The sequence below is a fragment of the Corynebacterium sp. HMSC056E09 genome, assembly GCF_001813425.1.
In the GTDB taxonomy this organism is placed as follows: Bacteria; Actinomycetota; Actinomycetes; order Mycobacteriales; family Mycobacteriaceae; genus Corynebacterium; species Corynebacterium hesseae.
Genome location: NZ_KV812506.1, coordinates 16632 through 29054, shown reverse-complemented (window position 1 = coordinate 29054; position 12423 = coordinate 16632). Strand labels below are relative to the sequence as shown.

11 protein-coding genes are annotated in these 12423 nt (G+C 59.9%); 2 read left to right on the top strand and 9 right to left on the bottom strand.

Annotated features, from left to right (window positions below):
- The first annotated feature begins 29 nt into the window (after positions 1 to 29).
- The gene (locus tag HMPREF2912_RS07460; RefSeq protein WP_070683751.1) at positions 30 to 1991 is read left to right on the top strand and encodes an ATP-dependent DNA helicase; all 1962 of its coding nucleotides are present in this window, start codon (positions 30 to 32) and stop codon (positions 1989 to 1991) included.
- Here the strand turns inward: HMPREF2912_RS07460 and HMPREF2912_RS07455 are convergent.
- The 4 genes from HMPREF2912_RS07455 to nrdF all read right to left on the bottom strand — a co-directional run bounded on the left by HMPREF2912_RS07455 (position 1988) and on the right by nrdF (position 7023).
- Entirely contained in the window at positions 1988 to 2713 is a 726-nt protein-coding gene (locus HMPREF2912_RS07455) for a peptidyl-tRNA hydrolase (RefSeq protein WP_070625006.1), read from the bottom strand. The two genes, HMPREF2912_RS07460 and HMPREF2912_RS07455, sit on opposite strands and share 4 nt — an antisense overlap.
- Entirely contained in the window at positions 2706 to 3899 is a 1194-nt protein-coding gene (gene serB, locus HMPREF2912_RS07450) for a phosphoserine phosphatase SerB (RefSeq protein WP_070530098.1), read from the bottom strand. Before serB ends, HMPREF2912_RS07455 begins: the two co-directional genes overlap by 8 nt.
- Before the next feature lie 103 nt (positions 3900 to 4002).
- Positions 4003 to 5694 (bottom strand): aa3-type cytochrome oxidase subunit I, encoded by a 1692-nt coding sequence (ctaD, locus tag HMPREF2912_RS07445; protein WP_070522420.1) that lies wholly within the window; start codon positions 5692 to 5694, stop codon positions 4003 to 4005.
- A 339-nt stretch (positions 5695 to 6033) separates the two neighbouring features.
- Positions 6034 to 7023, bottom strand: a complete 990-nt coding sequence (gene nrdF / locus HMPREF2912_RS07440) for a class 1b ribonucleoside-diphosphate reductase subunit beta (RefSeq protein WP_070522424.1) — start codon at positions 7021 to 7023, stop codon at positions 6034 to 6036.
- A 183-nt stretch (positions 7024 to 7206) separates the two neighbouring features.
- Between nrdF and HMPREF2912_RS07435 the strand changes: the two genes are divergently transcribed.
- Positions 7207 to 7851 (top strand): FadR/GntR family transcriptional regulator, encoded by a 645-nt coding sequence (locus HMPREF2912_RS07435; protein WP_154762484.1) that lies wholly within the window; start codon positions 7207 to 7209, stop codon positions 7849 to 7851.
- Between the two features lie 6 nt (positions 7852 to 7857).
- Here the strand turns inward: HMPREF2912_RS07435 and nrdE are convergent, their stop codons facing one another.
- From nrdE to ykgO, 5 genes are all read right to left on the bottom strand, one after another.
- On the bottom strand, positions 7858 to 10020 hold the full coding sequence (gene nrdE, locus HMPREF2912_RS07430; protein WP_070683788.1) for a class 1b ribonucleoside-diphosphate reductase subunit alpha: 2163 nt from the start codon (positions 10018 to 10020) through the stop codon (positions 7858 to 7860).
- A 62-nt stretch (positions 10021 to 10082) separates the two neighbouring features.
- On the bottom strand, positions 10083 to 10508 hold the full coding sequence (gene nrdI, locus HMPREF2912_RS07425) for a class Ib ribonucleoside-diphosphate reductase assembly flavoprotein NrdI (protein WP_070522431.1): 426 nt from the start codon (positions 10506 to 10508) through the stop codon (positions 10083 to 10085).
- A gap of 9 nt (positions 10509 to 10517) precedes the next feature.
- The gene (gene nrdH, locus HMPREF2912_RS07420) at positions 10518 to 10757 is read right to left on the bottom strand and encodes a glutaredoxin-like protein NrdH (RefSeq protein ID WP_070522434.1); all 240 of its coding nucleotides are present in this window, start codon (positions 10755 to 10757) and stop codon (positions 10518 to 10520) included.
- A 385-nt stretch (positions 10758 to 11142) separates the two neighbouring features.
- Positions 11143 to 12036, bottom strand: coding sequence for an esterase/lipase family protein (locus tag HMPREF2912_RS07415; RefSeq protein WP_070522437.1), 894 nt, complete (start codon positions 12034 to 12036; stop codon positions 11143 to 11145).
- A gap of 149 nt (positions 12037 to 12185) precedes the next feature.
- Positions 12186 to 12308 carry a type B 50S ribosomal protein L36 gene (ykgO, locus tag HMPREF2912_RS07410; protein WP_003847162.1) on the bottom strand — a complete coding sequence of 41 codons (123 nt, stop codon included), beginning with the start codon at positions 12306 to 12308 and terminating at the stop codon, positions 12186 to 12188.
- Between the last annotated feature and the right edge of the window lie 115 nt (positions 12309 to 12423).

The following is a 12423-nucleotide window of genomic DNA, read 5'->3' as shown; positions in this document are numbered from 1 at the left end:
GCGGGAGGCAACCGACTAGACTGACTCAAATGCAGGACTCAACGGTTGACCTCCTCGACGCCGCCGTCTCCGCCCTCGGAGGTGCGCGGCGTGCCGGCCAGGTGCGCATGGCGGAAGCCGTGACCACCGCGTTGGAAAAAGAGCGCCACCTCGCCGTGCAAGCTGGAACGGGTACGGGTAAATCACTGGCTTACCTCGTCCCTGCTTTTCGCCACGCGCAAGAGACCGGGCACACCGTGATTGTTTCCACGGCCACGCTGGCACTGCAACGCCAGCTGGTGGAACGAGATCTGCCGCGCCTCGCCGAGGCCCTCGAACCGCACCTGGAAAAGAAGCCGACCTTCGCCATCATGAAGGGGCGTTCCAACTACGTCTGCCTCAACAAGGTCTCTCGCGCCGCTGAGCTTGACGACGAAGACGCCCTGCTTGACCAGGACGCCATCTCCAGCCTCGGCCGCCATGTCCAGCGCGTCTACGAGTGGGCGGAGGACACCGAGACGGGTGACCGCGAGGACCTCGAACCGGGAGTGCCCGATCTAGCCTGGCGGCAGGTCTCCGTCACCTCCAATGAGTGCCTTGGTGCTACCCGCTGCCCGCACGGCGAGGACTGCTTCGCGGAGCTCGCGCGGCGCCGCGCGGCGGACGTCGACATCGTCGTCACCAACCACGCGCTGCTCGCCATCGATGCGGTGGCAGACATCAACATCCTGCCGGAGCACGATGTCGTCATCATCGATGAGGCACACGAGCTAGATGGCCGCATCACCTCGGTCTCTACCGCCGAGATCACCGGGCGCGCCCTCAAAATGGCGGCCAACCGCGCCAAGTCCCTCGGCACCAATGGCAAAGACCAGCGGCTGAGCGAACAAGCCAATGAGCTCAGCCAACTACTCGGTGAATTCACGCCGGGCCGCTGGACCGATCTTCCGGAGGAAGCCAAGCAGCAACTCATGAGCCTCGCGGACACGTTAAGCGACTGCCGCGAGACCATCGCCCGCGCCCCCGAAGGCGAACAGGCCCAGGATCCGGAAAAGTCTGCCGAGCGCCAAAACCTGGCCAATCACCTCGGCAGCCTCGTCGAAGCCATCGCCCGCATCCTCGACGTCTTCGCCACCGGTGACCCCGCAGCGCACGCCGACGTGGTGTGGCTGGAACGCGACGAGCGCACGCTAAACGACACCCTGGCCGTGGCCCCGCTCTCCATCGCCGGCATGTTGCACGAAAAGCTCTTCGGCGAACAGACCGTGGTGCTGACCTCCGCCACGCTTGCCTTGGGCGGGCGCTTCGACGCCATGGCCGCACAATGGGGCCTGCCCAAAGGTACATGGGACAGTCTCGACGTGGGCTATCCTTTCGACCCCGCGCGCAGCGGCATCCTCTATACCGCAGCGCACCTGCCGCAGCCAGGCCGCGACGGACTCAGCCCGCAGACCCTTAAGGAAATCCGCGAGCTCATCATGGCCGCGGGCGGGCGCACCCTCGGTCTCTTCTCCTCACGCCGGGCCGCACAACAAGCGGCCGAGGAGCTCAAGCCCACGCTCCCTTTCGATATTTATCTCCAAGGCGAGGACTCCATCGGCGCGCTCGTGGATAAGTTCACGAAGAACGAGAACTCCTGTCTCTTCGGCACGCTCACTCTCTGGCAGGGTGTCGACGTCCCGGGCCCCGCGTGTTCCCTGGTGCTCATCGACCGCATCCCCTTCCCCCGCCCGGATAATCCCCTGATGCAAGCGCGCACCGAAGCAGCTAAGGCGGCTGGGCGCAACGGTTTTATGGAGGTTTCCGCTACGCACGCGGCGCTGCTTATGGCCCAGGGAGCGGGCCGCCTGCTGCGCTCCACTGCGGACCGCGGGGTCGTCGCAGTCCTCGATAGCCGCTTGGAAACCAAGCGCTACGGATCCTACCTGCGAGCCTCCATGCCGCAGATGTGGCCGACGAGCGACCCAGAGGTTGTGCGCGGCGCTCTCAAGCGCCTGGTTGAGGCCCGCTAGGGACGGCGCAGCGCGCACACCGTAGCTGAGTCTGGGGCGACCTCGGTGAAACCGGCGTCATGCACCACCACCGCTCCCGGACGCGCACAAGCCACGGCAAATTCCTCATGGGGGATTTCGCGGACGGACAGCGCAAAGTCCTCTGCCGCCCAGTTCTCCACTTCCTCGGCGCTCATCGCCGCGGCTAACAGCATCGAACCGTGTCCTACCTGTGCTGCGGCCTTTCCCGCGCTCATGGCGAGGGAGGCATCGACGTAGATCACGGGGGCGTCGCCAAGCGCGGGCCCTGGCTCATCCTTCGGCAGGTCGGTGTGGCCGATCTGCAGCTTCGCCACGAGTGGGTGCACGTCCTGCACCGCCGAGGGGAGGAAGACGCGCGCGCGATCATCCACGGTGACGCCGGGCAGGGACTGCACATCGCGCCAGGCCTTGTTGCGTGCGCGGCGCGCCACCTTGCGGATGCGGTGCCCGTACCACTGCCCTAGGGCCTCGGCGAAGGCCCCATCCTGGCCAGCCCTATCATCGAGACAGAGCTTGACGACGCCTTTAGCCGCCGCCTCGAGCACCTCCGTGCGCGCGGGCGGATCCTGCTTGGGCAGGTTGAGCGCGATCTGCATCGCCTGAATGGTCTCGGGTTTGTTCGGGTCCTCAGGATCATCGCGCCAACTGCGCTCGCTACACGCAGCCGCAAGACGGCGATGGGCCTCGCGGAGATTACTCACTGGCAACTTCTTCCATCGGGATACCGAGGATCTGCAGAATCTCATCCATGTATGGGTGGTTTACGGAGGTATCCGCAACCTGGCGCAGCGCTGGCTTGGCGTTGAAGGCGATGCCTAAGCCGGCGGCGGAAATCATGTCGATATCGTTAGCGCCATCGCCGACGGCAACGGTCTGCAGCATGCTCAGGCCCGAATCCGCAGCGAATTCGCGCAGGAACTTCTCCTTGGCCTTGCGGTCCACCACGTCACCGATGACGCGGCCGGTGAGCTTACCGTCCACGATTTCGAGCGTGTTGGCGCGCACGTAGTCGAGGTCGAGTTCCTGTGCCAGATCTTCGAGGACCTGGATAAAGCCACCAGAGACTACCGCAACCCGGTATCCCATGCGCTTGAGGGTGCGGATGGTGGTCCGCACGCCCGGGGTCAGGCAAATATCGGCGGCGGTTTCTGCGATGACGGACTCCGGCAAACCTTCCAAGGTGGCGACGCGCTCGCGTAGGGATTGCTCGAAGTCCAGCTCGCCGCGCATCGCGCGCTCCGTCACTGCGGCAACCTCGGCTTCCTTGCCGGCGTGGGCGGCCAGCATTTCGATGACCTCGCCGGTGATAAGGGTGGAATCGCAGTCAAAGCAGATAAGCCGCTTCGAACGGCGCTGCAGGCCGGAGCGCTCGATGGCGATGTCGACACCTTGCTCGGTAGCTAGGCGGGCCAGCATGGCGCGCACAGGATCGGCAGCACCATCGATCGTGATATACAGCTCCAAGCCATTGAGCGGATAAGTGGAGAGCCCGCGGATACGGTCGATGTTGACGTTGAGGTTAGCCAGTTCCTTAGCAATGGCAGACATCTGGCTGGCGTTGAGCTGGCGTCCCAGAACCACGACGACGTGCGTCGAGCGCGGGCGTGAGGTTGACTCTTCTTCTCGCAGATCCACGTTGATGGACTGCGCGTAGATGCTCAGCGTATTTCGCAATCCCTGCTCCAAAGCCTCGAGGCGCGAGGAACGAACCCGGATGTAGGCGGACAGCGAAATCCGACCGGAGAAGATGGCTTGCTCGGCGTCGACGAGCTCCACATCATGAGAGCCCAGTACGCGGAAGAAGGCCGCCGACACGCCGGGCTTATCGGGGCCGGAGGCGGTAACAACGGCGAAGACTTGTTCACTTTGATTATCCACGGGGCTTATTATCTCACACCACGTTCGTGACCTTTTCACCTACGGCAAACGCCGCCTCCCCATCGCAGTGATGGGGAGGCGGCGTTTTCAGGAGTACTCAGCTAGTGAGTGCTTAGTGGCCGACGTGTGCTTCCTCGCGAATGCGCTTAACCATGTGCGGGTAGTGCAGCTCGAAGGCCGGGCGCTCGGAACGAATGCGCGGCAGCGACACGAAGTTGTGGCGCGGCGGCGGGCAGGAGGTGGCCCACTCGAGGGAGTTGCCATAGCCCCACGGATCGTCCACGGTGACGATCTCACCGTAGCGCCAGGACTTGAAGACGTTCCAAATCAGCGGGATAACCGAGGCGCCGAGGACGAAGGAGAAGATGGTGGAAATCTGGTTGAAGACCGTGAAGCCATCAGACTCCAGGTAGTCGGCGTAACGACGCGGCATACCCATGTTGCCCACCCAGTGCTGAACCAGGAAGGTGCCGTGGAAGCCGATGAAGGTCAGCCAGAAGTGAATCTTGCCCAGGCGCTCATCGAGCATGCGGCCGGTCATCTTCGGGAACCAGAAGTACAGGCCAGCGAAGGCGGAGAACACCACGGTGCCGAAGAGGGTGTAGTGGAAGTGAGCAATCAAGAAGTAGGACTCAGCAAGGTGGAAGTCCAGTGCCGGGGAGGCCAGCATAATACCGGTCATGCCGCCGAAGAGGAAGGTTGCCAGGAAGCCCATGGCGAAGATCATCGGGGTATCCCAGGTGATGTGGCCCTTCCACATGGTGCCGACCCAGTTGAAGAACTTCACGCCGGTCGGAACCGCAATGAGGAAGGTCATGAAGGAGAAGAACGGCAGCAGAATAGCACCGGTCACGAACATGTGGTGAGCCCACACGGCCATGGACAGCGCACCGATTGCCAGCAGGGCGAAGACCAGACCGATGTAGCCGAAGACCGGCTTGCGAGCGAAGACCGGGACAACCTCAGAGATGATGCCGAAGAACGGGAGTGCCAGGACGTAGACCTCCGGGTGGCCGAAGAACCAGAAGAGGTGCTGCCACAGGATGCCGCCGCCGTTGGCGGAGTCGAAGATGTGGCCGCCCAGCTTGCGGTCATAAAGAACACCCAGCGCCGCAGCGGTCAGCAGCGGGAAGATCATCAGAACGATGACAGATGCGGTAAACACTGCCCAGGTGAAGACCGGCAGACGGAACATGGTCATGCCCGGTGCACGCAGGGTGAGGACCGTGGTGATCATGTTGATGGCGGAAGCAATGGTACCGACACCGGTAGCGCCCACGCCGACGATCCACATGTCGGCGCCGATACCCGGGGTGTGAACCGAGTCAGACAGCGGGACGTACATGGTCCAGCCGAAGTCAGCAGCGCCGCCCGGGGTCAAGAAGCCCGCGAGCATCACGACGCCGCCGGTCAGGGTAATCCAGAAACCGAAAGCGTTCAGACGCGGGAAGGCCACATCCGGTGCGCCAATCTGCAGGGGCAGAACATAGTTACCGAATGCCCACACCACTGGTGTTGCAAACAGCAGCAGCATGACGGTGCCGTGCATGGTGAAGAGCTGGTTGAACTGCTCGTTGGACAGGAACTGCAATCCTGGGGTGAAAAGCTCAGCGCGAAGCAGCAGAGCCATGAAGCCACCGAGGAAGAAGAAGCTGAAGGCCATGATCATGTACATGATGCCCAGCTGCTTGTGGTCGGTGGTGGTTAGCAACATCCACGCCTTGGAACCGGTCTTTGCGTTACCAGTCGGCTCCGGACGTGTAGGCGCGACGTAATCGTCGAGCCGTGGCGCCACAGCGGTCATAAAATCCTCCTGAAGAACAAGCGTCTAACCACATCGGTATCACGCGTTTTATCGCGCCACACGCCCAGTGATTAAACACCTAGGTTTACTCGCCTTATATTAGGGCACCTCAGGGCCAAATTTCCAGCGCTCTGATATTCCCCATAGCCCTTGTTAGCCCCGTTTTATCCGGATAACCCCTTGTACGTGGCAGACCTGCCACGCCATGCCCCACCAGGCGGTGATCTAGAACACAGATGGTCGGGTGTGTCGGCCCCTAAAACCCGAAAACGCACCCCCTGAAAGAATCAAACTTTCGGTTGATCGTTCTAGGAGGTGCGGCGTGGCAGTGGATGCTACTTAGAAGTCCCAGTCCTCGTCGGTGGTTTCCTCCGCCTTGCCAATCACGTAGGAGGAACCGGAGCCAGAGAAAAAGTCATGGTTCTCATCCGCGTTCGGAGACAAGGAGGACAGGATGGCCGGGGACACGCGGGTTTCATCAGCCGGGAAAAGCCCCTCGAAGCCTAGGTTATTGAGCGCCTTGTTGGCGTTGTAGCGAAGGAAGCGCTTTACATCCTCGGTCCAGCCCAACTCATCGTAGAGATCCTCGGTGTAATCGATCTCGTTCTCGTAGAGTTCATAGAGCAGGTCGAAGGCGTAGCCCTTCATCTCTTCCTGCTCCGACTCCGAGAGCTTCTTGTAGCCCTGCTGGAACTTGTAGCCGATGTAATAGCCGTGGACGGCCTCATCGCGGATGATGAGGCGGATGATATCGGCCGTGTTCGTCAGCTTTGCGCGCGACGAGAAGTACATCGGCAGGAAGAAGCCTGAGTAGAAGAGGAAGGATTCCAGCAAGGTGGACGCAACCTTCTTCTTCAGCGGGTCATCGCCCTGATAGTAGGACATAACGATTTTTGCCTTGCGCTGGAGGTTTTCATTCTCCTCGGACCAGCGGAAGGCGTCGTTGATCATAGGAGTCGACGCCAACGTCATGAAGATATTGGAGTAGGACTTCGCGTGAACGGACTCCATGAAGGCGATGTTGGTATAGACCGCCTCTTCGTGGAGAGTGGTGGCGTCGGGAAGCAGCGATACCGCACCGACGGTGCCCTGGATGGTATCGAGCAGAGTGAGACCAGCGAAGACACGCATGGTGGTCTCCTGCTCCTTCTCAGTCAGAGTTTTCCAGCTCTGGATATCGTTAGACACCGGCACCTTTTCCGGAAGCCAGAAGTTACCGGTGAGGCGATCCCACACCTCGAGATCCTTCTCATCTGGAATCGTGTTCCAGTTAATCGCCTTCACCGGAGCCTCGTGGCTAGCGATGTAATCGTCGTACTCGTGAGACACGCACGTCACCTCATCTTACTAGTTATTGTGAGTCTGGTGCCATGGTACCCGGTAAAACTAGGGGCCAAAATTCCTGCGTGTTTTATACTTAAGCCCTGTTCACACGCCCCCGAATGTCGATGGAGGTACCGGCTCCCCGTGACTGAGCCCTCCGCTCCCCTACTCAGCACCGTTCTAGACACCATGGGCGCCGACATCGTCAGCGGCACCCTTGCCGCCGGTGAGCGTTTTACACTCACCGATCTCTGCGCGCGTTTCGGAGTTTCCCGAACCGTAGCCCGCGAGGCAATGCGCGCACTAGAGCACTTAGGCATGGTCTCTTCTTCACGCCGCGTAGGTATCACGGTGCTCCCCATCAGCGAGTGGGCGGTCTATGATCCCGCCATCATTTCGTGGCGCCTGAGCTCAGAGAAATCCCGCGACAGGCAGCGCTCCTCACTCAACGAACTGCGCCTTGCCATCGAGCCCGTCGCCGCCGGCCTCGCTGCGCTGCATGCGTCCCAAGAAGACAAGGAAGAGATCTTAGAGCTGGCCCAACGCCTCCAAGACACGCCAACGCGGCGCGTCGGTGAGCACCTCGCTACCGACCTGCGTTTTCATGCCATGGTTCTCCATGCCTCGGGCAATGAGATGTTTTCAGCTCTCAGCCCCTATCTGCTGTCCATGGTGCGCGGGCGTTCCCTCTTTGGCTCCCGCAAACGCAACCCCACGGCCGGCACCGAACAGCGCCACCTGGACCTAGCGGAAGCAATCCACCGCGGCGACTCCCCCGAGGCAGAAAAAATCGCACGCGCCATCCTAATTGAGGCGCGTGCGAACAAGGACTAACAAGAACTAGAGCATGCAGGAAACGCAGCCCTCAACCTCGGTTCCCTCCAGAGCCATCTGGCGCAGGCGGATGTAGTAGAGGGTCTTAATACCCTTTCGCCATGCGTAGATCTGGGCGCGGTTGATATCGCGGGTAGTGGCGGTGTCCTTGAAGAACAGCGTCAGCGACAGACCTTGGTCAACGTACTTCGTGGCCTCGGCGTAGGTGTCGATGATCTTCTCGTAGCCGATCTCATAGGAGTCCTTGAAGTACTCCAGGTTGTCGTTGTCCATGTGCGGCGCCGGATAGTAGACGCGGCCAATCTTGCCTTCCTTGCGGATTTCAATCTTGGAGGCGATCGGGTGAATCGAGGACGTCGAGTTGTTGATGTACGAAATCGATCCGGTCGGCGGCACTGCCTGCAGGTTGCGGTTGTAGATGCCGTGCTTGGCGACGTCCGCCTTCAGCGCAGCCCACTCCTCCGCCGACGGGGTGTGAATCGAGGACTTAGCGAAGAGCTCCTTGACCTTTTCCGTGCGCGGAGCAAAGTCAGCCGGATCATAACGGTCGAAGAACTCACCGCTGGCATAGTCAGACTCGGGGAACTCGGTGAAGTACTCGCCACGCTCGCGGGCCAGCTTGTTGGACGCACGCAACGCGGCGTACATGATGGCGGCGAAGTAAGCGTTGGTGAAGTCCAAGCCTTCATCGGAGCCGTACTCAATGTGCTCGCGGCCAAGGTAACCGTGCAGGTTCATCTGCCCCAGGCCAATCGCGTGGGAATCATCGTTGCCCTTGCGCACGGAGGGAACGGAGTCGATAGAGGTCTTGTCCGACACAGCCGTCAAGCCACGGATAGCGGTTTCCACTGTCAAGGCGAAGTCCGGGGAATCCATGGTAGCCGCGATATTGAGGGAGCCAAGGTTGCAGGAAATATCGCTACCCAGGGCCTTGTAGGTGAGGTCGTCGTTGAGCTCTGACGGGGCGTTCACCTGCAGAATCTCGGAGCACAGGTTCGACATGTTGATGCGCCCAGTCTTGACCGGGTTGGCGCGGTTCACGGTGTCCTCGAACATGATGTAGGGGTAACCGGACTCGAACTGCAGCTCCGCGACGGTCTGGAAGAAGTGGCGAGCGTTGATCTTCTTCTTGCGGATACGCGGATCCTCGACCATCTCTTCGTAGTGCTCGGTGATGGAAATATCGCCGAAGGCCTTGCCGTAGACGCGCTCGACATCGTACGGGCTGAACAGGTACATGTCATCGTTACGCTTTGCCAGCTCGAAGGTGATGTCGGGGATCACGATGCCAAGCGAAAGGGTCTTGATACGGATCTTCTCGTCCGCATTCTCACGCTTGGTGTCAAGGAAGCTCATAATGTCCGGGTGATGCGCGTTGAGGTACACCGCACCAGCGCCCTGGCGAGCGCCCAGCTGGTTGGCATAGGAGAAGGAATCCTCCAACAGCTTCATCACGGGGATGACGCCGGAAGACTGGTTCTCAATATGCTTGATGGGCGCACCGGATTCACGGATGTTGGACAGCAACAGGGCCACGCCGCCGCCGCGCTTGGACAGCTGCAGAGCGGAGTTAATAGAGCGCCCAATCGACTCCATGTTGTCCTCGATGCGCAACAGGAAGCAGGACACCAGCTCGCCACGCTGAGCCTTGCCGGCGTTAAGGAAGGTCGGGGTAGCCGGCTGGAAGCGACCGGTCATGATTTCATCCACGAGGTGTTCAGCCACCTCCGTGTCACCATCCGCCAAGAAGAGTGCGGTCATGGACACACGGTCTTCGAAGCGCTCGAGGTAGCGGCGGCCGTCGAAGGTCTTCAGGGTGTACGACGTGTAGTACTTGTAGGCGCCAAGGAAGGTCTTAAAACGGAACTTAAAGGCATAGGCGCGCTTGAACAGGGACTTGATGAAATCGAAGTCGTACTGCTCGATCAGCTCCGGCTCGTAGTACTTGTTTTCCACCAGGTAGCGCATCTTCTCTTCCAAGTCGTGGAAGTAGACAGTGTTCTGGTTGACGTGCTGGAGGAAGAATTGGTTCGCGGCCTCGCGGTCCTTGTCGAACTGAATCTTGCCGTTCTCGTCATACAAGTTCAGCAGCGCGTTAAGTGCATGATAATCCAGTTGCTCGGCCGGCTTCACAGGTTCGGCGACGGTCTTACCCAGTTGCGTGGTCACGACGTTCACGGGCCTTTCTTTGCTATGGCGAAATGGAGAGACGAAATAGTACGGATGAGGCTTTAGGCAGCCAAACCTAAAGCGGCCGCGTTGGCCAGGAGGCCTTCACGGCAAATTGTGACATCTTCCTCGGTTCCGAGAAGCTCGAAGCGATACACATAAGGAACCTTACACTTGGCGGCGATAACGTCACCCGCCTTGCCAAAGTCACTGCCGAAGTTGCTGTTTCCTCCGGCTACAACGGCGCGAATGAAGCTGCGGTTGTGTTCATCATTCAGGAAACGAATGACTTGTTTGGGTACAGGCCGCGTGTTCTGCCCGCTTACCGACGCCCCTCCCCCGTATGTCGGGCACACCAAGACATAAGGTTCATTCACGGTGAGGGGCTCGTCATTAAGGCGCAGCGGGATGCGGGCGCTGGGAAGGCCGAGCTTCTCGACGAAGCGGTGGGTGTTTTCCGTAGCGGAAGAGAAATACACGACCAACATGGCGTTAACCTAGGCGCTCGCCACCATCGCAGTGAGGGCCTTGATGCGATCCGGGCGGAAGCCGGACCAGTGCTCGCCGTGCGCTTCCACGACCGGCGCTTGGACGTATCCGAGGGCCATGACGTAGTCGCGGGCATCATCATCGAGGGAGATATCCACCAACTCGTACTCGAGACCAGCACGGTCGAGAGCCTTCTTGGTGGCGTTGCACTGGACGCAAGCGGGCTTAGTGTAGACAGTGATGCTCATGTGACGTTCCTTTGGCTTCCTTCGGCGCTACACGCGGAGTGACTGTTGAATTCGATACTGGCAGAGCGTTCAACGGCTCTGCCTACAGGCTCTGAACAGCGATATCGGACCGCCGTTCAAGCAACATCAACGACACTATACTTTGTGCCCGCACCCCGCAACTAGCACTACATGTAGTAGTTACATGCCTGGTATTCCCAGGATGTAACTTGGCCCGACCCCACATGTTGACACCCCATCACTCCGCCCGTCCCCACGGCGGTAACTACACCGTTGATATTCCCTGCACGTTTACCGAAGATTCACTTAGTTTGTGACAAAGTCCACAAAAGGGCACGGCTCTAGGCCACGCCCTCGATACCGGCCCCTTTATTGCCAATGAAATCTAATCAAGCATTGGCTCGACACAGGTTCCAGAATCAGCCCCTTGCCCCGCCTCGCGGGTCAGACCAAAGAGGACCTGGCTCATCGTCATGGGATCCCGCGGCAGGTCCGGATGCAGCGGCTCCGCTCCGCACAGCTCCCCTAGATCGATGTTGACCACGTCGGCACCGTCGACAGGTGTAAGCATGGAGGAAGAGTTCGGGGTCACCGTGACGTCGGCAGGCGAATAGATCGAGGTATAGAGCGGCCCCGGCGCCGTATCAGGCAGCGCGTTGAGGTTCTCCATGAACTCGGAGCCGACAACTTGCTGGATGCCTGCAGAGCTCGCCAAGAACCGAGCAAAGTGTGGCATCGCCGCAATCATCTTGGCCAGAACCTCGCCCATCCCGTTAAGGGTTGTGCCATGGAGGTTGCCACCAATGGCCACAGCGTGGGAAACGTGCTCAGCCGAACCGTACATCTGCGTGTAGGTCTTGATGTGCAGCCCACCCTGCGAGTGACCCACCAGATTAACCTTGTCGCTTCCGGTCACCTCGCGCACGTAATCAATCTGCCCTGCAATTTCGCGCGCAGACTCATCCAAGTCCGCAATCGCCTTGGCACGAGGATTCGCATTCTGCAGCGTCACGTCGTCCGCGCCGTAGTCAAAGGCCCACACGCACATCCCTTCCTCCTGCAGGACCGGGATCAGTTCGTTCCACGTCGAGGAATTGTCCGACGTGCCGTGGAGAAGCACCACCGGCTCACGCACCTCGCCGCTCGGCTCGCACGAGGGATCATTGATTCCCAGCGAGGGATCCACCAAGCTTTCAAACTCAAAGTCCACAGCATGAGCTACCGGAACAGTGAACCCAACTGCAGCAGCACACACCGCCGCCGCGAGACGCTTCTTCATTATTCTTCTTTCTTTCAACTATCTTTCGGACCCCTGCTAAAGTCCGCCCGATAATTATATTCATTAAATCGCATCTGTCCAGGCACATGGGCATAAAAAATCCGCCCTCCCCACAAAGCGGGGAGGGCGGAGACGAGGAAACTCGTTTCTTAGCCCTGGCGAGCCTTGAAGCGCGGATCCTTCTTGTTGATCACGAAGACCTTACCGTGGCGGCGAATAACCTGGGCGCCCGGCTTCTTCTTCAGCGACCGAAGCGACTTGCGAACCTTCATCGGGCGCTCCTTTCGTTATGCGCAATCTTGATGCGATTGATTAGTTCAAAGCATAGCTGGGAAGACACCCAGCAATGACACGAGGAAAAATGTTACCCCACACGCGCGTCATTAC

Coding starts and splice junctions, on each gene's coding strand:
- ykgO (WP_003847162.1), bottom strand. CDS start 12,308: ATGAAGGTTCGCAAGTCGCTTCGGTCGCTGAAGAAGAAGCCGGGCGCC.
- HMPREF2912_RS07460 (WP_070683751.1), top strand. CDS start 30: ATGCAGGACTCAACGGTTGACCTCCTCGACGCCGCCGTCTCCGCCCTC.
- ctaD (WP_070522420.1), bottom strand. CDS start 5,694: ATGACCGCTGTGGCGCCACGGCTCGACGATTACGTCGCGCCTACACGT.
- nrdI (WP_070522431.1), bottom strand. CDS start 10,508: ATGTTGGTCGTGTATTTCTCTTCCGCTACGGAAAACACCCACCGCTTC.
- nrdH (WP_070522434.1), bottom strand. CDS start 10,757: ATGAGCATCACTGTCTACACTAAGCCCGCTTGCGTCCAGTGCAACGCC.
- HMPREF2912_RS07435 (WP_154762484.1), top strand. CDS start 7,207: ATGGGCGCCGACATCGTCAGCGGCACCCTTGCCGCCGGTGAGCGTTTT.
- HMPREF2912_RS07415 (WP_070522437.1), bottom strand. CDS start 12,036: ATGAAGAAGCGTCTCGCGGCGGCGGTGTGTGCTGCTGCAGTTGGGTTC.